At 72.8% G+C, this 21,602-nt stretch carries 21 protein-coding genes; 11 read left to right on the top strand and 10 right to left on the bottom strand.

Features of this window, described 5'->3' with window-relative positions; genetic code table 11:
• Positions 1 to 20 precede the first annotated feature (20 nt).
• Positions 21 to 623, bottom strand: coding sequence for a class I SAM-dependent methyltransferase (locus tag HS99_RS17090; RefSeq protein ID WP_030550722.1), 603 nt, complete (start codon positions 621 to 623; stop codon positions 21 to 23).
• Between the two features lie 9 nt (positions 624 to 632).
• On the bottom strand, positions 633 to 1,649 hold the full coding sequence (gene ligD, locus HS99_RS17095; protein ID WP_030550720.1) for a non-homologous end-joining DNA ligase: 1,017 nt from the start codon (positions 1,647 to 1,649) through the stop codon (positions 633 to 635).
• Between the two features lie 65 nt (positions 1,650 to 1,714).
• Between ligD and HS99_RS17100 the strand changes: the two genes are divergently transcribed.
• Positions 1,715 to 2,776, top strand: a complete 1,062-nt coding sequence (locus HS99_RS17100) for an ATP-dependent DNA ligase (RefSeq protein WP_030278879.1) — start codon at positions 1,715 to 1,717, stop codon at positions 2,774 to 2,776.
• A 69-nt stretch (positions 2,777 to 2,845) separates the two neighbouring features.
• Here HS99_RS17100 and HS99_RS17105 read toward each other — a convergent pair whose 3' ends face one another.
• A complete protein-coding gene (locus HS99_RS17105; protein ID WP_051835464.1) occupies positions 2,846 to 4,339 on the bottom strand; it encodes a serine hydrolase domain-containing protein in 1,494 nt (497 codons plus the stop codon).
• Between the two features lie 452 nt (positions 4,340 to 4,791).
• On the opposite strand from HS99_RS17105, the gene tdh reads away from it, so the two are divergent.
• From tdh to HS99_RS17120, 3 genes are all read left to right on the top strand, one after another.
• Complete coding sequence (gene tdh, locus HS99_RS17110; RefSeq protein WP_030278875.1) at positions 4,792 to 5,820, top strand: L-threonine 3-dehydrogenase; 1,029 nt, start codon at positions 4,792 to 4,794, stop codon at positions 5,818 to 5,820.
• 29 nt (positions 5,821 to 5,849) lie between these two features.
• Positions 5,850 to 7,043: a glycine C-acetyltransferase gene (locus HS99_RS17115; RefSeq protein ID WP_030278873.1), complete on the top strand. Its 1,194-nt coding sequence runs from the start codon at positions 5,850 to 5,852 to the stop codon at positions 7,041 to 7,043.
• 325 nt (positions 7,044 to 7,368) lie between these two features.
• Positions 7,369 to 8,961, top strand: a complete 1,593-nt coding sequence (locus tag HS99_RS17120) for a CocE/NonD family hydrolase (protein WP_030550717.1) — start codon at positions 7,369 to 7,371, stop codon at positions 8,959 to 8,961.
• Positions 8,962 to 9,151: 190 nt separating this feature from the next.
• Here HS99_RS17120 and HS99_RS17125 read toward each other — a convergent pair whose 3' ends face one another.
• A complete protein-coding gene (locus HS99_RS17125; protein ID WP_141763744.1) occupies positions 9,152 to 9,835 on the bottom strand; it encodes a TolB family protein in 684 nt (227 codons plus the stop codon).
• Between the two features lie 124 nt (positions 9,836 to 9,959).
• Here HS99_RS17125 and HS99_RS17130 point away from each other — a divergent pair, with 124 nt between their 5' ends.
• Entirely contained in the window at positions 9,960 to 10,871 is a 912-nt protein-coding gene (locus HS99_RS17130; RefSeq protein WP_030278864.1) for a LysR family transcriptional regulator, read from the top strand.
• 23 nt (positions 10,872 to 10,894) lie between these two features.
• Here HS99_RS17130 and HS99_RS46750 read toward each other — a convergent pair whose 3' ends face one another.
• Positions 10,895 to 11,392 (bottom strand): arylsulfotransferase family protein, encoded by a 498-nt coding sequence (locus HS99_RS46750; protein WP_232543017.1) that lies wholly within the window; start codon positions 11,390 to 11,392, stop codon positions 10,895 to 10,897.
• On the opposite strand from HS99_RS46750, the gene HS99_RS46755 reads away from it, so the two are divergent.
• The 3 genes from HS99_RS46755 (at position 11,285) to HS99_RS17150 (ending at position 14,001) form a co-directional block, all read left to right on the top strand.
• A complete protein-coding gene (locus HS99_RS46755; protein ID WP_370863262.1) occupies positions 11,285 to 12,313 on the top strand; it encodes an LLM class flavin-dependent oxidoreductase in 1,029 nt (342 codons plus the stop codon). The genes HS99_RS46750 and HS99_RS46755 overlap by 108 nt on opposite strands.
• A 67-nt stretch (positions 12,314 to 12,380) precedes the next feature.
• Positions 12,381 to 13,316, top strand: a complete 936-nt coding sequence (locus HS99_RS17145; protein WP_030550709.1) for a Gfo/Idh/MocA family protein — start codon at positions 12,381 to 12,383, stop codon at positions 13,314 to 13,316.
• A 157-nt stretch (positions 13,317 to 13,473) separates the two neighbouring features.
• Positions 13,474 to 14,001: a GNAT family N-acetyltransferase gene (locus HS99_RS17150; protein ID WP_030278855.1), complete on the top strand. Its 528-nt coding sequence runs from the start codon at positions 13,474 to 13,476 to the stop codon at positions 13,999 to 14,001.
• On the opposite strand, the gene HS99_RS17155 is transcribed toward HS99_RS17150, so the two are convergent.
• The 4 genes from HS99_RS17155 to HS99_RS17170 all read right to left on the bottom strand — a co-directional run bounded on the left by HS99_RS17155 (position 13,986) and on the right by HS99_RS17170 (position 18,497).
• Positions 13,986 to 16,349, bottom strand: a complete 2,364-nt coding sequence (locus tag HS99_RS17155; RefSeq protein WP_030278853.1) for an ATP-binding cassette domain-containing protein — start codon at positions 16,347 to 16,349, stop codon at positions 13,986 to 13,988. The genes HS99_RS17150 and HS99_RS17155 overlap by 16 nt on opposite strands.
• 126 nt (positions 16,350 to 16,475) lie before the next feature.
• Positions 16,476 to 16,889 carry a VOC family protein gene (locus tag HS99_RS17160; RefSeq protein WP_030278851.1) on the bottom strand — a complete coding sequence of 138 codons (414 nt, stop codon included), beginning with the start codon at positions 16,887 to 16,889 and terminating at the stop codon, positions 16,476 to 16,478.
• A 145-nt stretch (positions 16,890 to 17,034) separates the two neighbouring features.
• Positions 17,035 to 17,778: a class I SAM-dependent methyltransferase gene (locus tag HS99_RS17165; protein WP_030550707.1), complete on the bottom strand. Its 744-nt coding sequence runs from the start codon at positions 17,776 to 17,778 to the stop codon at positions 17,035 to 17,037.
• Positions 17,779 to 17,993: 215 nt separating this feature from the next.
• The gene (locus tag HS99_RS17170) at positions 17,994 to 18,497 is read right to left on the bottom strand and encodes a GNAT family N-acetyltransferase (RefSeq protein WP_030550705.1); all 504 of its coding nucleotides are present in this window, start codon (positions 18,495 to 18,497) and stop codon (positions 17,994 to 17,996) included.
• A 194-nt stretch (positions 18,498 to 18,691) separates the two neighbouring features.
• Here HS99_RS17170 and HS99_RS47825 point away from each other — a divergent pair, with 194 nt between their 5' ends.
• Positions 18,692 to 18,826, top strand: coding sequence for a hypothetical protein (locus tag HS99_RS47825; protein ID WP_267885508.1), 135 nt, complete (start codon positions 18,692 to 18,694; stop codon positions 18,824 to 18,826).
• 182 nt (positions 18,827 to 19,008) lie between these two features.
• Here the strand turns inward: HS99_RS47825 and HS99_RS17175 are convergent, their stop codons facing one another.
• Positions 19,009 to 19,398 carry a hypothetical protein gene (locus HS99_RS17175; RefSeq protein ID WP_030278844.1) on the bottom strand — a complete coding sequence of 130 codons (390 nt, stop codon included), beginning with the start codon at positions 19,396 to 19,398 and terminating at the stop codon, positions 19,009 to 19,011.
• A 189-nt stretch (positions 19,399 to 19,587) separates the two neighbouring features.
• Between HS99_RS17175 and HS99_RS17180 the strand changes: the two genes are divergently transcribed.
• The gene (locus HS99_RS17180) at positions 19,588 to 20,781 is read left to right on the top strand and encodes a sensor histidine kinase (protein WP_078938633.1); all 1,194 of its coding nucleotides are present in this window, start codon (positions 19,588 to 19,590) and stop codon (positions 20,779 to 20,781) included.
• A gap of 43 nt (positions 20,782 to 20,824) precedes the next feature.
• Complete coding sequence (locus tag HS99_RS17185; RefSeq protein ID WP_030550701.1) at positions 20,825 to 21,508, top strand: response regulator; 684 nt, start codon at positions 20,825 to 20,827, stop codon at positions 21,506 to 21,508.
• The last annotated feature ends 94 nt before the right edge of the window (positions 21,509 to 21,602 follow it).

Consider the following 21,602-nt stretch of genomic DNA (forward strand, 5'->3'; position numbering starts at 1 on the left):
GACTCGTCCCGCTCAGTTGATCACCATGGGCGGCGATACGCCAGCAGGTACCGCCAGAACAGCAGTCGGCGCACCCGGAATCCCGGCAGGTGCCGCTCCGCGTACGCCCGGATCTCGGGGAGCGAGGTCTGCGGCATCGTGACCGGGGCCCGCACCCGGGACGGTGGGGCGCCGCGCTCGCGCAGGTGGACGGCGAGCCGGCACAGCGCGTTGACCGGCACCGCCGTCAGGCTGATCAGCCGGTCCCCGGGCGTGGTCTCCCGGTAGCAGCCGAGCACGACCAGCACCCCGCCGGGCGCCAGGGCTTCGCGCAGCCGGGCGAGGGTGTCGAGCGGCAGGTGGTGGAGACTGGCCAGGCAGGAGATGAAGTCGTAGTGGCCGGGCGTCAGTTGGAGCGCGGTGAGGTCCGCCTGCCGGTACCGGATCGGCGCCGGCCCGCCGCTCGCCCGGGCGGCGGCGAGCACGGATTCGTCGCGGTCGACGGCGTCCACTTCGAGGCCCCGCCGGGCGAGCGCCCGGGCGAAGGCGCCGGTGCCGCAGCCGACGTCCAGGGCGCGGCGGGCGTCGGGCGGCACGGACCGCAGCAGCAACGGGTGGTAGTGGTCGTTGTGGTCGAAAGGCATCCGGTCAGATTAGGGGCCGGGCTTCTTGCGGGCCCGGCTCGGCTGGACCCGGGTGGGTTCGCCCGCGGCCTTCGGGTGGTCGGGCGGGTACGGGAGTTCGCCGAGGCCCTCGTCGTGCAGCTGCTTCTCGTACAGCTCCAGCACGCTGTCCAGCCGGTACGCGTGGCCGTCCATCTCCGCGTTGAGGTCGCCGAGTTCGGCGAAGCGGGCGGGTACCGTCCGCAGGTCGAAGTCCTCGGGGGCGGCGTCGTCCAGCTCCTCCCAGCGCAGCGGGGTGGAGGCGGTGGCGCGGGGGCGGGCGCGCAGGGAGTAGGCGGAGGCGATGGTGCGGTCGCGGGCCATCTGGTTGTAGTCGACGAAGATCCGTTCGCCGCGTTCCTCCTTCCACCAGGCGGTGGTGACCTTCCCGGGCAGGCGCTGTTCCAGCAGCCGGCCGAGGGCGATCACGGCGTGCCGGCCGTCGGTGAAGGTCCACTCGGGCACGAGCGGGACGTAGACGTGAAGGCCGCGCCCGCCGGAGGACTTGGGCCAGCCGCGCAGTCCGTGCTCCTCCAGCAGGGCGCGCAGTTCGTGGGCGGCACGGACGGCGTCGCGGAAGTCGGTGCCGGGCTGGGGGTCGAGGTCGATGCGCAGCTCGTCGACGTGGTCGGTGTCGGTGCGCCGGACCGGCCAGGGGTGGAAGGTGAGGCAGCCCAGGTTGGCGGCCCACAGCACGGCGGCCGGTTCGGTGGGGCAGATCTCGTCGGCGGAGCGGCCGCTGGGGAACTCGATCCGGGCGGTGGGCAGCCAGTCCGGCAGGCCCTTGGGGGCGCGTTTCTGGTAGAAGAACTCGCCGTCGACCCCCTCGGGAAAGCGCTGGAGGGTGGTGGGCCGGTCCCGCAGTCCGCGCAGCACTCCGTCGGTGACGGCCAGGTAGTACTGCGCGACGTCGAGCTTGGTGAAGCCGCGCTCGGGGTAGTACACCTTGTCCGGGTTCGACAGCCGGACGGTGCGCCCGGCGACTTCCAGTTCGACGGCTGAGCCCATGCCCCTCACGGTAAGGGCGCGGCGCCCGGCGCGCGCCCCGAGCCGCTTGGCGCGAGGCTGGCCCCATGGACCTGCCCGTGATGCCGCCGGTGGCGCCGATGCTCGCCAAGTCGGTGGCCAAGATCCCGCCGGGGATGCAGTACGAGGCCAAGTGGGACGGCTTCCGCACGATCGTCTTCCGCGACGGCGACGAGGTGGAGCTCGGCAGCCGCACCGGCAAACCGCTGACCAGGTACTTCCCCGAACTGGTGGAGGCCTTCCGGCGGGAGCTGCCGCCGCGCTGCGTGCTGGACGGCGAGGTGGTGATCGCCCGGGACGGGCGGCTGCGCTTCGAGGAGCTGCTGGAGCGGATCCACCCGGCCGCGAGCCGGGTGAGGCTGCTCGCCGAGCGGACGCCCGCCTCCTTCGTCGCCTTCGACCTGCTCGCCCTGGGTGACGACCCGCTCGTCGACGAGCCCCTCTCGGTTCGCCGCCCGGCCCTGGAGGCGGCGCTGCGCGGGGCGGCCGACCCGGTGTTCACCGCCCCCGCCTCCACCGACCGCGAAGTCGCGCAGAGCTGGTTCGCCGAGTTCGAGGGTGCCGGGCTGGACGGGGTGGTGGCCAAGCCGCTGGACCAGCCGTACCGGCCGGGGGAGCGGACCATGTACAAGATCAAGCACGAGCGCACGGCCGACTGCGTGGTGGCCGGCTACCGCGAGCACAAGAGCGGGCCGGTGGTCGGCTCGCTGCTGCTCGGCATCTACGACGAGCAGGGCAAGCTCCAGCACGTCGGCGTCTGCGCGGCCTTCCCGATGGCCCGCCGCCGCCAGCTGGTCGAGGAACTGGCCCCGCTCCGGATGGACGACCTGGCCCAACACCCTTGGGGCGCCTGGGCGGAGGAGGCCGCGCACGCCGAGGGCCGGCTGCCGGGGGCGGTCAGCCGCTGGACCGGCGGCAAGGACCTGTCCTGGATCGCGCTGCGCCCCGAGCGGGTGATCGAGGTGGCCTACGACCACATGGAGGGCAGCCGTTTCCGGCACACCGCGCAGTTCCGCCGCTGGCGGCCGGACCGCACGCCGGAGAGCTGCACCTACGAGCAGTTGGAGGAGCCGGTCTCGTACGATCTCGGCCAGGTGTTGGGGATCTGACGTAGGGTCAGTGCGAGCGGCCCGACCCGGGTGAGCCGGGTCGGGCCGCTCGACCGCGGGAGCCGGGGATCAGGTCCGGACGGTCGAGGCCGTGTTGGTGGGCAGCGACGCGCTCGGGGAGCCGGAGGGCGAGCCCGAGGGCGCACCGGAAGGCGAGCCCGAGGGTGAACCGGAAGGCGAGCCCGAGGGTGAACCGGAAGGCGAGCCCGAGGGTGAACCGGAGGCCGAGCCGGGGGCCGACGGTGAGGCGGTCTCCGCGGGCAGCGCGTAGACGTGCTTCGGCGAGATGATCTTGGTGATCTCGTTCGCGAACAGCGTCGACGGTTCCTGCCCCTGGGAGAGCACGTCGGTGTTGAGCAGCATCACCAGGGTGGCCTGGGCGTCCGGCATGTAGACCGCCACGCTCTCGTAGCCCGGCATCGAGCCGTTGTGGCCGATCCACCCGTTGTTGTTGAACAGGCCGAAGCCGTAGCTGACGTTCGGGGCGTCGGTCGGCAGGGTCTTCATGCGCTCGGTCTGGCTGGCCGGGCTGATGACGGAGCCGGTGGCCACGGTCTTCGCCCAGCTCTCCAGGTCGCCCAGGGTGGTGATGACGGCGCCGGCCGTCCACGCCCAGGACGGGTTCCAGCCGGTGGCGTCCTGGACCGACCCGTCGGGCGTCTGGTTGGTGTAGCCGTGGGCGTGCGGGTCGGGCAGCGTCGCGTCGGTGGGGAAGCTCGTCTTGCCCAGCGAGGCCGGGCTGAACACCTGGGCCTGGAGGAAGTCGCCGGCCGACTGCCCGCCGACCTGCTCGATCAGCTTGCCCAACAGGATGTAGTTGCTGTTGCTGTACTGGAACTTGGACCCGGGCGGGAACACCGCGGGGTGCCTGTACCCGTAGGCGAGCAACTCGTCCGGGGTGAAAACGTGGTTGGGGTCGTTGATGAACGCGTTCACGAAGTCCTGGTCGGAGGTGTACGGGAACAGGCCGCTGCGCATCTCGCCCAGCTGGCGGACGGTGATCCCGTCGCCGCCGGGCACGCCGTCCACGTACTTGGAGATCGGGTCGTCCAGGCCGACCTTGCCCTGGTCCACCAGGCGCAGCACCGCGGTCGCGGTGTAGGTCTTGCTCTCGCTGCCGATGCGGCTGTACATCCCCGGATCCATCGGCGTGTTGGCGCTCTTGTCGGCGACGCCGAAGGACTTCTGGTAGGTGCCGCTCGGCGTGATGATGCCGACCGAGACGCCGGGGACGCCCGTCTGCTTCTGCACCCGCTGGATCGCGTCGTCCAGCCGGCCGGTGACGGCGGGGGTCAGCGCCACCACCGCGTTGGAGGAGGCGCTGCCCGAGGGGGAACCGCCCGAGCCGGCGGTGCCCCCGGACGGGCCGAGCGCGGCCGGTTCGGCGGTGACCTCCCGGCCGCCCTGCCGGGCGGGTTTCGAGTCGCCGGAGCAGCCGGCGGCGGCGAGCAGGCCGGTCAGGGCGAGGGCGGCGGCGGCCGCGCGGCCGGCGGTGCGGGTGGCGGCCATGCGAGTGGCGGCGGTGCGGGACTCGGCCGGGCGGGGCCGTCGGGTCTTGGTCATGTGTCGAGGCGCCTCTCTGGGGCGAAGGGCCCCGGAGCGCCTGCTCCACGGGCCGCAGGGGAGCCTCGCCACCGTAAGCACCGCGCTCGGGGGCCCGCGCGCCGGTGGCGGCCCGGCTGGCCCGAACGGGCCCGAGCCCCATCCGAGTGGCCGGTCCCGCCCGCGGTGCGATGTCAAGTACCGGGGCGCGACGTCCGGTTGGTGTCGCCGACGGCTCCCCGCGCTCGGCCGGACGGGTGAGCACCGGCATGCCGCAGCCGCCCCCGCCCCCAGCTCGGGCACGATCGTTTAGCCCAGCTGTGGCCGCCCTTAAGAATTCCTCGATGGACCGCACCCCCTCCCACCAGGCAGATTTCTGCCTGCCGGAGCGTGCCCGTCAGGAGCGGCCGAACCGCGCCCCTCGGCCCACACCCCGAGGCCGTCCCCGCCCCGCACGTCAGGAGCCGTCGCCCGTGAAGGCACTCGTCAAGCACAACGCCGAGCCCGGGCTCTGGCTGATGGACGTCCCCAAGCCGGAGATCGGCCCCGGCGAGGTGCTGATCAAGGTGCTGCGGACCGGCATCTGCGGCACCGACCTGCACATCCGCAAGTGGGACGGCTGGGCGCAGCAGACCATCAGGACCCCGCTGGTCCTCGGCCACGAGTTCGTCGGCGAGGTCGCCGAGATCGGCGCCGGCGTCGCGGACATCGCGATCGGCGACCTGGTCAGCGGCGAGGGCCACCTGGTCTGCGGCAAGTGCCGCAACTGCCTGGCCGGCCGCCGCCACCTGTGCCGCAACACCATCGGCCTGGGCGTCAACCGCGACGGCGCCTTCGCCGAGTACGTGGCGCTGCCCGCCTCCAACGTCTGGGTGCACCGGGTGCCGGTCGACCTCGACGTGGCCGCGATCTTCGACCCCTTCGGCAACGCCGTGCACACCGCGCTGTCCTTCCCGCTGGTCGGCGAGGACGTGCTGGTCACCGGCGCCGGCCCGATCGGCATCATGGCCGCCGCCGTCGCCAAGCACGCCGGCGCCCGCAGCGTGATGATCACCGACGTGTCCCCGTACCGCCTCGACCTGGCCCGCGAGGTCGGCGTGACGCTGGCGCTCAACGTCGCCGAGCACACCATCGAGGAGGGCCAGCAGAAGCTGGGCCTGCGCGAGGGCTTCGACGTCGGCCTGGAGATGTCCGGTCGCCCCGAGGCGATGCAGTCGATGATCGCCAACATGACCCACGGCGGGAAGATCGCCATGCTGGGCCTGCCGGCCGAGCAGTTCCCGGTCGACTGGGCCTCGGTCGTCACCTCGATGATCACCATCAAGGGCATCTACGGCCGCGAGATGTTCGAGACCTGGTACGCGATGTCCGTGCTGCTGGAGGGCGGCCTGGACCTCAGCCCGGTGATCACCGGCCGCTACGCCGCCACCGACTTCGAGGCGGCCTTCGACGACGCCGCGAGCGGCAACTGCGGCAAGATCATCCTCGACTGGACCGCCTGAGCACCCCGCTGACGCCAAAGGAGCCTGTTGTGTTCGACAACGTGCGCGCCGACATCGCCGCCACCCTCGACGAGATCCGCGAGGCCGGCCTCTTCAAGCCGGAGCGGGTCATCGGCACCCCGCAGAGCGCCGCGGTCACCGTCACGGGCGGCGGCCGTCCGGGCGAGGTGCTGAACTTCTGCGCCAACAACTACCTCGGCCTGGCCGACCACCCCGAGGTGCTCGCCGCGGCCAAGGACGCGCTGGACCGCTGGGGCTACGGGATGGCCTCGGTCCGGTTCATCTGCGGCACCCAGGACGTGCACAAGGAGCTGGAGGACCGCCTCTCGGCCTTCCTCGGCCAGGAGGACACCATCCTCTACTCCTCGTGCTTCGACGCCAACGGCGGCGTCTTCGAGACCGTCCTCGGCGCCGAGGACGCCGTCATCTCCGACGCGCTCAACCACGCCAGCATCATCGACGGCATCCGGCTCAGCAAGGCCCGCCGCCACCGCTACGCCAACCGCGACATGGCCGACCTCGAGCAGCAGCTCAAGGAGACCCAGGACGCCCGCCGCCGACTGATCGTCACCGACGGCGTCTTCTCGATGGACGGCTACGTCGCCCCGCTGCGCGAGATCTGCGACCTGGCCGACCGCTACGACGCCATGGTCATGGTCGACGACTCGCACGCCGTCGGCTTCGTCGGCGCGGGCGGCCGCGGCACCCCGGAACTCCACGGCGTGATGGACCGGGTGGACATCATCACCGGCACCCTGGGCAAGGCGCTCGGCGGCGCCTCCGGCGGCTACGTCGCCGCCCGCCGTGAGATCGTCGCCCTGCTGCGCCAGCGCTCCCGCCCGTACCTGTTCTCCAACTCGCTGGCCCCGGTGATCGCGGCCGCCTCGCTGAAGGTGCTCGACCTGGTCGAGAACTCCAACGAGCTGCGCGAGAAGCTGACGGCCAACACCGCGCTGTTCCGTACGAAGATGACCGAGGCCGGGTTCGAGATCCTGCCGGGCGACCACCCGATCGCCCCGGTGATGATCGGCGACGCGGCGAAGGCGGGCCGACTGGCCGAACTCCTGCTGGAGCGCGGCGTGTACGTGATCGGCTTCTCCTACCCGGTCGTCCCGCACGGCCAGGCCCGGATCCGGGTGCAGCTCTCCGCCGCGCACTCCACCGAGGACGTCGAGCGCGCCGTCGCCGCCTTCGTGGACGCCCGCGCCGCGCTGGGCGACTGACCTCCCGCTGAGGGGGTCCCCAGACCGCCCGCGGGCCGGACCGCTCGGAACCGGACCGGCCCGCGGGCTCACAAGTGCGTTGCGGCAGTGGCGAATCGATTCACCACTGCCGCACGGCTCCAGAACCACCTGCCCCACCCTCCCGCTTCGGGGGTGGGACGCCGGCCCGCGCCGGTGTCCCACCCCCGTTCGCGGTTCCCGGCGCGTCACCGTCGCCACCCGACGTTACCGGCCAGTAATTTGGCTGATCATCACCTCCCCCGCGCTGACGGAAGATCTTAGGCTCGCCGTGATCACATCGAGTGAAACAAGGGAGCAGAGTGTGATGGCACGACCCCGCCGGACCAGCCGACACCGGGCAGTGAGCGCCCTCCTCGTCGCGGCGCTCGGGCTCGGCGCAGGGGCGGTGGCGGCCCCCTCCGCCGTCGCGGCCCAACCCGCCGCCGGGGCGCCCGCGTTCGGTGCCACTGCGTCGGCGCTCGACGGCTTCCGGCTGGCCGACATCACCGCCGGGGACGGAGTCGTCCTCAAGGCCGACGTGTTCACCCCGCCCGCCGGGACGCCGGGCGCGGACGCCCAGGGGCGCTACCCGGTGGTGGTGCAGCCGGCCAGCTGGGGGCAGAACGACCTGGAGTACGTCGCCCAGGGCCACCGCTTCGCCGCCGCCGGGTACGTCGTCGTGACGTACACCGTGCGCGGGTTCTGGGGCTCGGGCGGGGAGGTGGACGTCGCCGGGCCCAAGGACGTCGCCGACATCTCGACGGTGATCGACTGGGCGCTCGCCCACACCCCGGCGGATCCCGACCGGGTCGGCATGGTCGGGTTGTCGCTCGGCGGCGGCCTCACCCTCCTCGGCGCCGCGTTCGACGCGCGGATCAAGGCCGTCGCCTCGCTGAGCGGCTGGGCGGACCTGACCGACGCGCTGTACAGCGGGCAGACCCGGCACACCCAGGCCGCCACCAGGCTGGCCACGATCGAGGGCCTGACCGGCCGCAAGAGCCCGGAGTTCGCGACCGCCCTGGACGACCTGTTCGCCGACCGCGACCTGCCCGAGGTGGTCAAGTGGGCGAACGTCCGCTCACCGGCCACCTACCTGGACCGGATCAACGCCCACGGCACCGCCGTCTACCTCGCCAACGGCTGGAGCGACAGCTTCTTCAACCCCGGGCAGATGACGGACTTCTACCGGAAGCTCACCGTCCCCAAGCGACTCGAACTGCGCCCGGGAGACCACGCGAGCCAGGAGTTCACCGGCCTGCTCGGCTTCTCCAACGACACCTGGGACGGCGCCCGCGCGTGGCTCGACCACTACCTCAAGGGCGCCGGGGGCAGCCGGACCGGAGTCGACCTGGAGGTCCGCCCGACCGGCGCCCACGAGGCGTACCCGGACTGGAGCTCCGTCGGCTCCCGCACCGAGCAGCTGTCCTTCGGCGAGACGTCCACCGTGCGCGGCGACCGGTCCTCCGGCGCGAGCGGCGGCGTCGTCCTGCTCTCCGGCCTGGTCGACCAGTGGCTGCACCAGCCGCCGACCGCCCTGGTGCCCCTGCTGGACCGCGACGCCGCGGCCGTCCGGCAGGCGGGGCCGTACCGGCAGGGCCTCCCCGTGCGCGGAGCCGTCCGGGTGCGGACCACCGTCACCGCCTCCGCGCCGCAGGGCACGGCCGTCGCGTACCTCTACGACACGGACGCCTTCGGCGTCGGCCGGCTGATCGCGCACGCCCCGCAGAGCTGGAGCGGACGCCCGGCGGGGCAGCCCTTCCCGCTGGACGTCACGCTGTTCCCCACCGCGTACGACCTCCCGGCCGGCCACCGGCTCACGCTGGTGCTCGGCACCCACGACGAGCTGTACGGCGGCGAGACGCCGAAGGGCAGCACGGTGACCTTCGGTCCGGCGGAGGTCTCGCTGCCGGTTCGCTGAGGTCCTGGTTCGGGAAGCGGCAGTCGTCCTGGCCCCGGTCGCGCCGGGGCCGGTGGTCAACAGCTGAGATGAATCCGGTCGGAAAATACGTCAACAGTCGTATGCGGCGTCCGGTGCGGGCGCCGCCGAGCGGTCCCGGGAAACCCGGCGGGAGGGGGCGGGTGGCGGCCCGGCACCCGCGCCGGGCGGGTCACAGCCGGCGCAGGAACACGTCCAGGTAGGTGCTGTTGTCACCCGGCACCAGGTTGGCGTCCTCCGCGGTGAAGACGACGGTGTCGCCGGTGGCGTCGACGTACGGGCTGTCGGAGCCGCCGGTGCTCTGCGAGCCGTCCTGGGCGGCGGTGACCCGCTCGACCCGCCCGGTGCGCAGGTCGCGGCGGAACACGTCGTTCTGCTGGTTGGTGTCGCCGGGCACCAGGTTGTCGGCGCCGGAGTCGAAGTAGACCCAGCGGCCGTCCGCGGTCACGGCGGGGTCGTAGGCGCCCTCGGTGGTCGTGGTGCCGGGCAGGAAGGTGTTGATCCGGGTGATCGTGCCGGTGGCCAGCTCACGGGCGTACAGGTCCATCCGGATGCCGTGGCTGCCGGGCCGGCCGGCGCCGTAGACCGGCAGGCCGTAGAGGGCGAACCGGCCGTCGGGGCTGATCCGGGCGTCGCCGCCGGCGCCGCTCAGCTCGCCCGTGGTGCCGTCCGCGCTGGCGCCGGTGATCCTGCCGGTGTCGGCCTTCCAGACGTAGTACGGGTAGAACCGCGGGCCGGCCAGCAGCTCCGCGGTGCCCGCACCCGCCGTCGTGGTGGTCGCCGCGGGCTGCTGCGGGACGAGGTTGCTCGCCCGGGAGGTGAACCCGACGGTGGCGCCGGTTCGGTCCCGAGCCAAGCGCCGTCCGAGCGCGACGGTCAACGGCCCGAAGCGATCTCCGCCCGAAATACGCCACGGGTGGTACCACCGCTCTGCGACCCACCCGAACGGGTCAGCCGCGGCACGCTGGCAGAATTGGGCTGTGATCGACGCACGACGGCTGCGGACCCTCCGGGCCGTGGCGGACCACCGCACCGTGACCGCCGCGGCGGCCGCCCTCTACCTGACCCCCTCCGCGGTCTCCCAGCAGCTGGCCGCCCTGGAGCAGGAGACCGGCCACCACCTGCTGGCCCGGGAGGGCCGGGGCGTGCGGCTGACCGCCGCCGGGGAGATCCTGCTCGGCCACGCCGACGCGGTGCTCGCCCAGCTGGAGCGGGCCGAGGCCGACCTCGCCGCGTACAGCGCGGGCGTCGCGGGCGAGGTCACCGTCGCCTCCTTCGCCACCGGCATCTCGCACGTGCTGGCCCCCGCGATCGGGCTGCTCGCCGGCCGGGCGCCGGGCGTACGGCTCAAGGTGCTGGACGCCGAGGGCGACGCCAGCCTGCCGATGGTGCTGGACGGCCGGGCCGACCTCGCGGTGGCCGTCGAGTACCGGGGCGCCCCGCGCGCCGACGACGCCCGGCTCACCCGGGTCCCGCTGTACGCGGAGCCCTTTGAGGCCGTCCTGCCGCTGGCCCACCCGCTGGCCGCCGAGTCGGGCCCGCTCGCGGTGGCCGCGCTGGCCGACGAGCCGTGGATCGGCCCCTACCCTGGCAACCCCTGCCACGACGTGGTCCTGCTGGCCTGCGAGCACGCCGGCTTCCAGCCGCGCCTGCTGCACTCCTCGGACGACTTCCGCGCCGTCGTCGCCCTGGCCTCGGCCGGTTCGGGCGTCGCCCTGGTGCCGCGTTCGGCGCTGCGCGGGGTCGACCTGGCCCGGGTCTCGGTTCGCCCGGTGGACAGCGAACTGGCCACCCGCCGGGTCTTCGCCGCCGTGCGCGCCGGTGCCGACGGGCACCCGCTGATCCGCCCGGTCCTGGACTCCCTCGCCGAGGCGGCCGCCTCGGGGGCCTGAGCCCACCCGACGAACGGCTACCTTCAGGGTGCGGAGCGCAGCCATGCGATCGCCGACCGCGCGTACCGGTAGGCCCGGAAGACGGCGTTCTGGGCCCGGCTTGAGGATTCGAGGCCGACGCCCTCACCGAACGAGCCGAAGTGGGGGACGACGTACTCCCAGACCACCTCGCCTCCGGCGGTGACCTCGAAGATCCGGCCGAACGAGCCCTCGGCGATCAGGGTGTTGCCGTTGGGCAGTCGCTGGGCGCTGGACGTGTACGGGCTGTAGAAGTTCTGCGGCGGGTCGTCGCGGTACTCCCAGACGGCCGCCCGGCTGGCGCGGTCGACCTCGACCACCCGCGAGTACGGCACCGAAGTCCCCTGCCGGTAGGAGCCGTTGTCGAAGACGAGGATGGTGCCGTTGGCGAGTTCGTGCGGGTAGTGCTGCTGGGCGAGGACGTCGGGGCCGAGCCGCCAGGTCACGTCACCGGTCTCCCGGTGGATGATTACCGCCGTCGAGGCGCTGCGGAAGCCCACCATGACGGAACCGTCGGCGAGTTCGTCCTGGTCGCCTTCCGGCCCGGACTGATCTCGCCCACCCTGGCCGCCCAGATGGCCGCCACCTACCAGCGGGCCACCGGCGGCCGGCTCCTGCTGAACGTGGTGACCGGCGGCGACGCCGACGAACAGGCCCGCTTCGGGGACCACCTGGACCACGACAGCCGCTACGCCCGGACCGACGAGTTCCTCGCCGTGGTCCGCAGCGCCTGGTCCGGAACCCCGTACGACTTCGACGGTGCCCACTACCGGGTGACCGGTGCGCACGTGCCGGTGCCGCCGGCTCCCACGGTCCCGGTCTTCTTCGGCGGCTCCTCCGCGGCCGCCGGACCGGTGGCCGCCCGGCACACCGACGTCTACCTGACCTGGGGCGAACCGCCGGCCCAGGTCAAGCAGAAGATCGACTGGATCCGGGGACTCGCCGAGGCCGAGGGACGGGAGATCCGCTTCGGCGTCCGGCTGAACACCATCTCCCGCGACTCCTCCCGGCACGCCTGGCAGGAGGCCGAACGGCTCCTGGACGGCATCGGCGACGCCGAGGTGGCACACGCCCAACGCCTGCTCGGCCGCAGCGAGTCGGTGGGCCAGCAGCGGATGCTGGCGCTCCACCAGGGATCGCGGGACAAGCTGGAGATCCACCCCAACCTGTGGGCCGGCGTCGGCCTGGTCCGCGGCGGGGCGGGCACCGCCCTGGTCGGCAGCCACGAGGAGGTCGCCGACCGGATCGAGGAGTACCACGCCATCGGCATCGACCACTTCGTCCTCTCCGGGTACCCGCACCTGGAGGAGGCCTACTGGTTCGGCGGAGGCGTCCGGCCCGTGCTCCTGGCCCGCGGCCTGGTCGCCCCGCCGCCGGGCGCCCGTACCCCGGGCGGCATCCCGCCGGCCGCCGGCGGCAGGTGAGGGGCGCACGGCAGCCGGTGCATAGGGTGGGGGTGATGCTGTCGGCGCGCACCCGTGGAGAAAGCTGATGAACTCGACCCCTGTCCCTGGCGGTGGCCCCCTTCCGGTGGGTGTCATCGGGCTCGGTGACATCGCGCAGAAGGCGTACCTGCCGGTCCTGGGCGGATTGCCGGGCCTGGATGTGCGGTTGATGACCCGGGACGGGGCGAAGCTGGACCGGCTGGGGGAGACGTACCGGGTCGAGGACGGGAAGCGGTTCACCGACCTCGGCGAGCTGATCGACAGCGGCATCCGCGCCGCCTTCGTGCACGCGGTCACCGACCAGCACGTGCCGATCGTCGAGCGGCTGCTCCGCGCCGGGGTGGACGTGTACGTGGACAAGCCGCTGGACCACACCCTGGACGGCTCGCGCAAGCTGGTCGACCTCGCCGACCGCACCGGCCGCTCGCTGATGGTCGGGTTCAACCGGCGCCACGCGCCCGGCTACGCGCAGGCGCTGGAGCGCCCGCGCGACCTGATCGTGCTGCAGAAGAACCGCGAGGGCCTGGCCGAGGCCGCCCGGACCCTGGTCTTCGACGACTTCATCCACGTCGTGGACACCCTGCGGTTCCTGGTGCCCGGCGAGGTCGAGCACGTGGACGTCCGGGCCCGCAAGGACCGGGACGGCCTGGTGGAGCACGTGGTGCTCACGCTCGGCGGGGAGGGGTTCACCGCGCTGGGGATCATGAACCGGGTCTCCGGTTCCACCGAGGAGGTGCTGGAGGTCTCCGGCGGCGACTCCAAGCGCGAGGTGCGCAACCTGGCCGAGGTGATCGACCATCGCGGCCAGCCCACCGTGCGCCGGCGCGGTGACTGGGTGTCGGTGGCCCGCCAGCGCGGGATCGAGCAGTGTGTCCTGGCCTTCCTGGACGCCGTGCGGGCCGGGAAGACGCTGGACGCCCACGACGCGCTGCGCACCCACGAGCTGTGCGAGCTGATCGTGGAGCGCATCGAGGCGGTCTGACCGGCAGGGCGGGGTGCGGCGCTTCATCGGTGTGTCACCGGCCGCTGCCATGTGGTCCGGTGACCGTTGAGCCGGGCCATGACCCCGGCCCGGCTATCCTGCCTCCGCTGCCGGTGATCACCGGCAGCGGAGGCCTTTTCGTACCACGGGGGACGGCATGGAGTACCGGATCGAGCGGATCGGCCGGGAGGACTGGCAGCGGCTGCGCACCATTCGGCTGGCCCAACTCCTCGATACCCCAATGGCGTTCGGGGAGCCCTACGAGTACGCCCGGATCCAGGGGGAGGGCAACTGGCGGGCCCGGACGGACTGGCTGAACGAGCCCGGCCGGATCGGCCTGGTCGCCGTGGACGACACCGACCAGTGGGTCGCCACCATGCTCGGCACCCCCAGCGTCAAGGCCGAGACCGTCGACCTGATCGGCGTCTGGGTCGACCCGGCGCACCGCGGCCGCGACCGCGGCGTCGCCGACGCCCTGCTGGACGCCGTCATCGCCTGGGCCCGCGACGGCGGCGCCAGGTGGATGCTGCTCGGCGTCCACGAGGCCAACCACCGCGCCGCCGCCTTCTACCGGCGGCGCGGCTTCACGTACACCGGCGGCGAGACGCCGTACGTGCTGGACGAGGGCGCCCGGATCCTGGAGATGCGCCTCCCGCTGGAGCAGGCCCGTCAGCCGGTCACGTAGTCCGCCAGGTGCTCGCCGGTCAGCGTCGAGCGGGCCGCGACCAGCGCGGCCGGGGTGCCCTCGAAGACGACCCGGCCGCCGTCGTGCCCGGCGCCCGGGCCGAGGTCGATGATCCAGTCGGCGTGCGCCATGACCGCCAGGTGGTGCTCGATCACGATCACCGACTTGCCGGAGTCCACCAGTCGGTCCAGCAGGCCGAGCAGCTGCTCGACGTCCGCCAGATGCAGACCGGTGGTCGGCTCGTCCAGGACGTAGACCCCACCCTTGTCGCCCATGTGGGTGGCCAGCTTCAGCCGCTGGCGCTCCCCGCCGGACAGCGTGGTCAGCGGCTGCCCGAGGCTCAGGTAGCCGAGGCCGACATCGGCGAGCCGCTCCAGGATCCGGTGCGCGGCCGGCAGCTTCGCCTCCCCGGCGCCGAAGAACTCCTCCGCCTCCGTCACCGACATCGCCAGCACCTCGCTGATGTCCCGGCCGCCCAGCCGGTACTCCAGCACCGAGGCGTCGTAGCGCCTGCCCTCGCAGTCCTCGCAGGTGGAGGCCACCCCGGCCATCATCGCCAGGTCGGTGTAGACCACACCCGCGCCGTTGCAGGTCGGGCAGGCGCCCTCCGAGTTGGCGCTGAACAGGGCCGGCTTGACGTCGTTCGCCTTGGCGAAGGCCTTGCGGATCGGGTCGAGCAGCCCGGTATACGTTGCCGGGTTGCTGCGCCGGGAGCCCTTGATCGCGCCCTGGTCGACGTACACCACGCCTTCTTCCGAGGGGAGCGAGCCGTGGATCAGCGAGCTCTTCCCGGAGCCCGCGACCCCGGTGACCACGGTGAGCACTCCGAGCGGGACGTCCACGTCCACGTTCCGCAGGTTGTGGGTGTCCGCGCCGCGGATCGCCAGCTTCCCGGTGGGCGTACGGACCGCCTCCCGCAGCGAGGTTCGGTCCGCCAGATGCCGCCCGGTCACCGTGCCGCTCCCGCGCAGCCCGGCCACGCTGCCCTCGAAGCAGACCGAGCCGCCCGCCGCACCGGCTCCCGGGCCGAGGTCCACCACGTGGTCGGCGATCGCGATGGTCTGCGGCTTGTGCTCCACCACCAGCACCGTGTTGCCCTTGTCCCGCAGCCGCAGCAGCAGGTCGTTCATCCGGCTGATGTCGTGCGGGTGCAGTCCGGTGGTGGGCTCGTCGAAGACGTACGTGGTGTCGGTGAGCGAGGAGCCCAGGTGGCGGATCATCTTGACCCGCTGGGCCTCGCCGCCGGAGAGGGTGCCGGAGGAGCGGTCCAGCGAGAGGTAGCCGAGGCCGATCTCCACGAAGGAGTCCAGCACCTGCTGCAGCGCGGTGAGCAGCGGCGCCACCGAGGGCTCGTCCAGCCCGCGCACCCAGTCGGCGAGGTCGCTGATCTGCATCGCGCAGGCGTCGGCGATGCTGATCTTCCCGATCTTCGAGGAACGGGCGGCCGCGCTCAGCCGGGTGCCCTCGCACTCGGGGCAGGCGGTGAAGGTGACGGCGCGCTCCACGAAGGCCCGGATGTGCGGCTGGAGGGCGTCCTTGTCCTTGGACAGCATGGACTTCTGGAGCTTGGGGATCAGGCCCTCGTAGGTCAGGTTGACCCCGTTGACCTTGACCTTGGTCGGCTCCCGGTGCAGGAAGTCCTGGAGCTCCTTCTTGGTGTACCGGCGGATCGGCTTGTCCGGGTCGAGGAAGCCCGAGTTGGCGTAGACGCCGACCGTCCACCAGCTGTCCGGCTTCCAGCCCGGGATGAGGATCGCGCCCTCGGCGAGCGACTTGGTGTCGTCGTACAGCTGGGTGAGGTCGATGTCGGAGACGCTGCCCCGGCCCTCGCAGCGCGGGCACATGCCGCCGGTGATGCTGAAGCTGCGCCGCTCCTTGACCGTCCGGCCGCCGCGCTCGACGGTCACCGCGCCGGCGCCGCTGATCGAGGGGACGTTGAAGGAGAAGGCCTTGGGGGAGCCGATGTGCGGGGTGCCGAGCCGGCTGAACAGGATGCGCAGCATCGCGTTGGCGTCGGTGGCGGTGCCGACGGTGGAGCGCGGGTCGGCACCCATCCGCTGCTGGTCGACGATGATCGCGGTGGTCAGCCCCTCCAGGACGTCCACCTCGGGGCGCGCCAGGGTGGGCATGAAGCCCTGGACGAAGGCGCTGTAGGTCTCGTTGATCAGCCGCTGCGACTCGGCGGCGACGGTGTCGAAGACCAGCGAGCTCTTGCCGGAACCGGACACCCCGGTGAACACCGTCAGCCGGCGCTTGGGAATGTCGACGCTGACGTCCTTGAGGTTGTTCTCGCGGGCGCCGTGCACCCTGATCAGGTCGTGGCTGTCGGCGACGTGCGGCTCGGCCATCGTGTTCTTCGCTCCCTGGCGGTGTCTGCGGTCTGCGGGCGGCGGCCTCTCCGGACGGCGGGCTGTCCGGACGGGCGGGTCGGGGCCCGCCCCGGCCTTCCGGCGGTCGGGGCGGGCCCGGGCGACTCAGCGCACTTCGTTGAAGCGGACCATGTTGCCCGCCGGGTCGCGGAAGGCGCAGTCGCGGATGCCGTACGGCTGCAGGGTCGGCTCCTGGACGAGTTCGGCGCCGCCGGACTTCAACCGGTCGAACACCCCGTCCAGGTCGGCGGTGGCGAGCACCAGTCGCGCGTACGTTCCCTTGGCCATCATCTCGGTGATGGTACGCCGCTCGTCCTCGGTGATGCCCGGGTCCGCGAACGGCGGCTCCAGCACCAGCGAGACGCCGGGCTGGTCCGCGGGGCCGACAGTGATCCACCGCATCGGGCCGCCGCCGACGTCCTGGCGGACCTCGAAGCCGAGCAGGTCCCGGTAGAAGGCCAGGGAGGCCTCGGGGTCGGTGTGCGGGAGGAAGGTCCAGTGAATGGTGATGTCGTTCATGACCGCAACGCTAGGCGCGGCCCCCGGGAGGGCGCTTCTCGAATCCTGACCGGTTCCCTCTCCGTCCCTCTCGGTCCCCGCCGGGCACCCGCACGAGGGCGCTCGCCCGACCCCCCGATCGGGCGAGCGCCGGTCCCACTGCTGCTCAGGCGCGGCAGCGCAGCAGCTCCAGCGGCGGGTGGGCGAGCGCGTCCGCCCAGAAGTCCTCGCCGAACTCGCGCAGGCCCTCCTCGGAGATCCGCAGCGGCACCCACTCCAGGTCGTGGAACCCGGCCGCCCGCAGGGACTGCTCGTAGACCTCGCGGCGCGGACAGGTGGCGACGATGCTGATCGGCTGGGGGTCGAGCAGCGCGGTGACCCGCACCCGCGGACCAGCCCCGGCCTCCTCGCCGGTCGGCTCGCAGCGGAACCCGTACTGCTCCAGGGACGCGCAGTCGAAGCGGTAGTCGGGGTTCTGGGCGAACACGAAGAAGTCCCCGCCCGGCACCAGACTGCGGTGGACGTTGCGGCACATCCGCTCCAGCGCCGCCACGTCCTCGGCGTAGTTGAGGCACTGCACCGCCAGTGCGGAGTCGAACTGCAGCTCCAGCGGCCGCAGTTCGGCGACGTCGCCGACCTCGTAGCGGATGCCGAGCGGGTCGCGCTCCTCCAACGCCCGTGCCGCGGCGATCATCTCGGTGGAGATGTCGATCCCGAGCACCTCGGCGGCGCCGCGCCGCCGGAGCTCCCGGCTGTAGAAACCGGTGCCGCACGCGAGGTCGAGGACGGTCTTGCCGCGCACGTCCCCGACCAGCGCCAGGACGCTCGGAACCTCCCCGTACCGCACCAACGGCAGGGCCTTGAAGCCCTCGAACGCCTCGCCGATCCGGTCGTACTGGTGCACGCTCATCGCGCCGTCCTCCCCTGTGATCGGCCCTGTGCGGCCGTCTGCTGCGGCCACGGCCCGGGACGCGCCGTGGCCTCCGCCGGGAAGTCTTCCGCAGGCCGACGGGGCGGGCGTACTGGCAGAAGCCACGAATCAGCGGCGGCGGGCGAGGTGCGCCGTGATGTCGGCGTCCAGTTCGCTCGTAGGCCTCCGCGACCGTCCCGAAACTCAGGGCGCGTTCAGGCACCCCGGACACCCGGCAGCGCCAGCCAGTCCTGCCAGCTGATCTCCCGCCCCAGGAAGCGCGGTCGCCGGAACGGCCAGTCGGCGGCGATCCACTGGGGCACCAGGGCGTCCAGCGCCTGCTCCACCTCGCTGCCGACCAGCTCGTCCACCACCCACCAGGAGATCTCCGCGTCGGCGCCGGCCCGCTCCGGCGGGTCGATGTACACGCACCCGCGCACCGCCGTCTCGGCCCGGTCCAACAGCACGTAGTTGAACGACTCGTGCGCGGCGATCTCCCGCTCGTGCCGCGCCAGGTCAACCCGGTTCGCCTCCGCCGTCATCGTCTCCGACGGCCACCCCCAGGCGGGTCCGAAGATGCCGAACAACCGCTCCCGCGACCCCATCACGGCCGGGTAGTCCATCGGCGCGTCCGACTCCCGGATCGGCCGCAGATGGTGGGCCCCGCCGGGCAGCGGGACGCGGACGGGGTGGACGAAGTCAGCAGGAAGCCAGGTCATGCCGCCGAGGCTATCCAGCGGCGGGCAGTCGGCGCACGGAATATCGCCCCGCCCTCCCGCGGGACGCAACGCCCTGCTCCGACCGGAGACATCAACGCCCTTGGGCGTTAAGTTGAGTTGGTCTCACGGTGACCGGCGACGGGAGAGGGGCGGGACGCGTGGCGGAGCATCGACCGGATGACAACAGGCCACCGATGGGCGACCGGATCGTGTTCGTGATCCTGACCCTGCTGTTGGTGCCTTTCATCCTGTTCTTCCTGTGCGCCTGGATATTCGGCACGGGCCCCTGGGGAAGCGGCGGCCCCCCTCCCGGCCCCGGCCACATCTGAGCCCGCGACCGCGCCCTTGCGCCGACGCGGTGGCCGAGGTCGGCCAGGACGTCCCCCGATCGAGCACACGTCCTGGCCTTCCTCGGCCCCCGCACCCCCGGCCCCGCACCCCCGGGCGCCTCGCACCCCCGGCGCCTCGTCCCCCGTGGCGTCGCGCCGGTCGTGAGGGACCGCGCGGGCGATCAGCCCCAGTAGGCCGCGACCTGGAGCGGGCGCTTGCCGTTGTGGGTGCTGAGGTGGGCGTAGTACGCCCAGCGGGTGTTCAGGTGCTTGGTGGTGACGGAGTACCAGTGGCCGTCGCACGGCACGTGGTCGGCCTGGCTGACGCCGATGCCGACGCCGGCCTTACGGATCTCCACCTTGTACGAGCCGCCGCCGGAGCACCACACGTCGAACCGCACACTGCTTCCGCCCGGTCCGAGGCCGATGTTCTTGGTGGACCAGCCGGTGGTCGGGGTGTGGGTGTCGAACCAGGCGTAGTGCCACGATGCGGCCGACGCCGGGCTGGTGCCCAGCGCGAGCCCCAGCACCGCCGTCCCGCCGAGAACCGTCGCCGCGAGCTTCTTCCTCATGCTTCCTCCCGTTGCCACCGCGGGGTCGCGGTGGATGGGAAGAGCGTGGCAGTTCGGGCCCCGACGCGGCGTCAACTCCAGGGTCGAACGGCCGGGTAAACCCCTGCGGTAGCGGCTGCCGCTCCGGGGCCCGGTGCGGTCAACCCCAGGGCTGACGACACCGGCCGCAGCCGTCCGTACCCTGCCGGGATGCGGTTGATCGGTCGGAGGCTGCGGGTGGATCCGGTGCAGGCGGACACCGCGCTCGCCGTCGTGCTCACGGTGGTGACCATCGTGTACGGGCTGCAGTCCTACCAGGCCCGCTACCGGGCGGAGGGCTGGCGGCCGTTCGACCTGGCGGCGGCCGGGCTGTGCGTCCTGGTGGCACTGCCGCTGGCGGTGCGCCGGCGGCACCCGTGGCCCGTACTGGTCCTGTCCGTCACCGGTCTGCTGGTGTACACCGGGGCCGGGTTCCAGCCCTCGGTGAACGTGTGGCCGCCGCTGCTCGCGGGCTACACCGTCATCGCCCGCCAGCCGCCGCGCGAGGCGGTCGCGGCCGGGACGCTGACCGGTGGCGCCTGGATCGCCAGCGGGCTGGAGGCGCGGCTGTCGGTGGAGCTCGCGGTCGCGCAGTCCGTCATCGCGCTCGGCATCGTGGGGATCTTCGCGACCGGCACCCGGCGCCTGGCCGAGCGGAACGCCCAGCTGGCCGAGGCGACCGACCGGCTGCGGCGCGAGCAGGAACTGCGGGCGCGGCACGCCGTGGTGGAGGAGCGGGTGCGGATCGCCCGGGAACTGCACGACGTGATCGCTCACCACCTGTCGGCGCTGGCGGTGCAGGCGGGCGTCGCCGAGTACGTCTTCGCTTCCGATCCGCCGGCGGCCCGGGCCGCCCTGGCCGCGATCGGTGCGACCAGCCGCGAGGCGCTGGAGGAGATGCGCGGACTGCTCCAGGTCCTGCGCGTGTCGGGGGAGGTGCCCTGCGACCAGGAGCGGCTCTACCGTGCGGCGCCCGGTCTGGCCCAGCTCGGCGAGCTCGTGGAGCGCACCCGGGCGGCGGGCGTGCCGGTCCGGGTCGTCGTGGCGGGCTCCGCGCGGATGCTGGCCCCCGGCGTGGACCTGTGCGCGTTCCGGGTCGTCCAGGAGGCGCTGACCAACGTGATCAAGCATGCCGGGCGGCCCGCCACCGCGACCGTCGACCTGTGCTACCGGCCGGACCGACTCGAAGGCCGGATCACCGACGACGGGCCCGGGAACGGCCGGGCGGTGCCGGGCAGCGGACTCGGTTTGATCGGGATCCGTGAACGCGTCAGACTCTACGGCGGGTCCGTGCACACCGGCCCCCGCCCGGACGGCGGGTTCGAGGTCGCGTTCACGCTGCCGGTCACCTCGACCGATCCGTGACGTCGTGCACCGGTCGAGGCACGGGGACGAGGGGGCGGCGACGGTGACATCGGTACTGATCGTGGACGACCAGGTGCTCATCCGGGCGGGAATCGCCGCCCTGGTCCGGGCCACCGACGGCCTGGAGGTGGCCGGGGAGGCCGCCACCGGCGAGGAGGCCGTCGACCTGGCCGCCGGCTGCGCCCCCGACGTCGTCCTGATGGACATCCGGCTGCCCGGCATGAGCGGCATCGCCGCCCTGGAACGGATCCTCGCCGCCGCACCGCCGCCGAAGCCCAGGGTCGCCATGCTGACCGTCTACGACCTGGACCAGTACGTCTACGCGGCGCTGCGCGCCGGGGCCAGCGGGTTCCTGCTCAAGGACACGCCGCCCGAGCGGCTGCTCGCCGCGGTCAGGCAGATCGCGGACGGCGAGATGCTGTTCGCCCCGACCGTCACCCGGCGCCTGGTGGAGACGTTCGCCCGGCAGGCCGAGCCGCTCGTCGGCCGCCCGGACACGCTGCACGGGCTGACCGCGCGCGAACGGGACGTCCTCCACCTCGTCGGCCGGGGTCTGACCAACGACCAGATCGCCGAGAGCCTGGTGGTGAGCACCGCCACCGTCAAGACGCACGTGAACCGGGTGATGTCCAAACTCGCGCTCAGCAGCCGCGCCCAGGCCGTGGTCGTCGCCTACGAGAGCGGCCTGGTCACAGTCGGCGGCGACCGGCGGCCCACGGCCGACTGACGCCGAGGCCCGCCGTTCCGGTCCCGCGGGGGCCACGCGGGCGGTAGCGGGCGCCGCTCGGGTCGGCGCTGCGAAACAAGCAGGCATGATTGCT

The sequence above is a fragment of the Kitasatospora aureofaciens genome (assembly GCF_001188955.3).
Classification (GTDB): domain Bacteria; phylum Actinomycetota; class Actinomycetes; order Streptomycetales; family Streptomycetaceae; genus Kitasatospora; species Kitasatospora aureofaciens.

Bases quoted from the DNA above. Each gene is read 5' to 3' on its own strand.
- HS99_RS17170 (WP_030550705.1), bottom strand. From the start codon at position 18,497: ATGACCTGGCTTCCTGCTGACTTCGTCCACCCCGTCCGCGTCCCGCTG.
- HS99_RS17105 (WP_051835464.1), bottom strand. From the start codon at position 4,339: ATGACCAAGACCCGACGGCCCCGCCCGGCCGAGTCCCGCACCGCCGCC.
- HS99_RS17160 (WP_030278851.1), bottom strand. From the start codon at position 16,889: ATGAACGACATCACCATTCACTGGACCTTCCTCCCGCACACCGACCCC.
- HS99_RS17175 (WP_030278844.1), bottom strand. From the start codon at position 19,398: ATGAGGAAGAAGCTCGCGGCGACGGTTCTCGGCGGGACGGCGGTGCTG.
- HS99_RS17090 (WP_030550722.1), bottom strand. From the start codon at position 623: ATGCCTTTCGACCACAACGACCACTACCACCCGTTGCTGCTGCGGTCC.
- HS99_RS17180 (WP_078938633.1), top strand. From the start codon at position 19,588: ATGCGGTTGATCGGTCGGAGGCTGCGGGTGGATCCGGTGCAGGCGGAC.
- HS99_RS17100 (WP_030278879.1), top strand. From the start codon at position 1,715: ATGGACCTGCCCGTGATGCCGCCGGTGGCGCCGATGCTCGCCAAGTCG.
- HS99_RS17150 (WP_030278855.1), top strand. From the start codon at position 13,474: ATGGAGTACCGGATCGAGCGGATCGGCCGGGAGGACTGGCAGCGGCTG.
- HS99_RS17145 (WP_030550709.1), top strand. From the start codon at position 12,381: ATGAACTCGACCCCTGTCCCTGGCGGTGGCCCCCTTCCGGTGGGTGTC.
- HS99_RS17120 (WP_030550717.1), top strand. From the start codon at position 7,369: ATGGCACGACCCCGCCGGACCAGCCGACACCGGGCAGTGAGCGCCCTC.
- ligD (WP_030550720.1), bottom strand. From the start codon at position 1,649: ATGGGCTCAGCCGTCGAACTGGAAGTCGCCGGGCGCACCGTCCGGCTG.
- HS99_RS46750 (WP_232543017.1), bottom strand. From the start codon at position 11,392: ATGGTGGGCTTCCGCAGCGCCTCGACGGCGGTAATCATCCACCGGGAG.
- HS99_RS47825 (WP_267885508.1), top strand. From the start codon at position 18,692: ATGGGCGACCGGATCGTGTTCGTGATCCTGACCCTGCTGTTGGTGCCT.
- HS99_RS17155 (WP_030278853.1), bottom strand. From the start codon at position 16,349: ATGGCCGAGCCGCACGTCGCCGACAGCCACGACCTGATCAGGGTGCAC.
- HS99_RS17165 (WP_030550707.1), bottom strand. From the start codon at position 17,778: ATGAGCGTGCACCAGTACGACCGGATCGGCGAGGCGTTCGAGGGCTTC.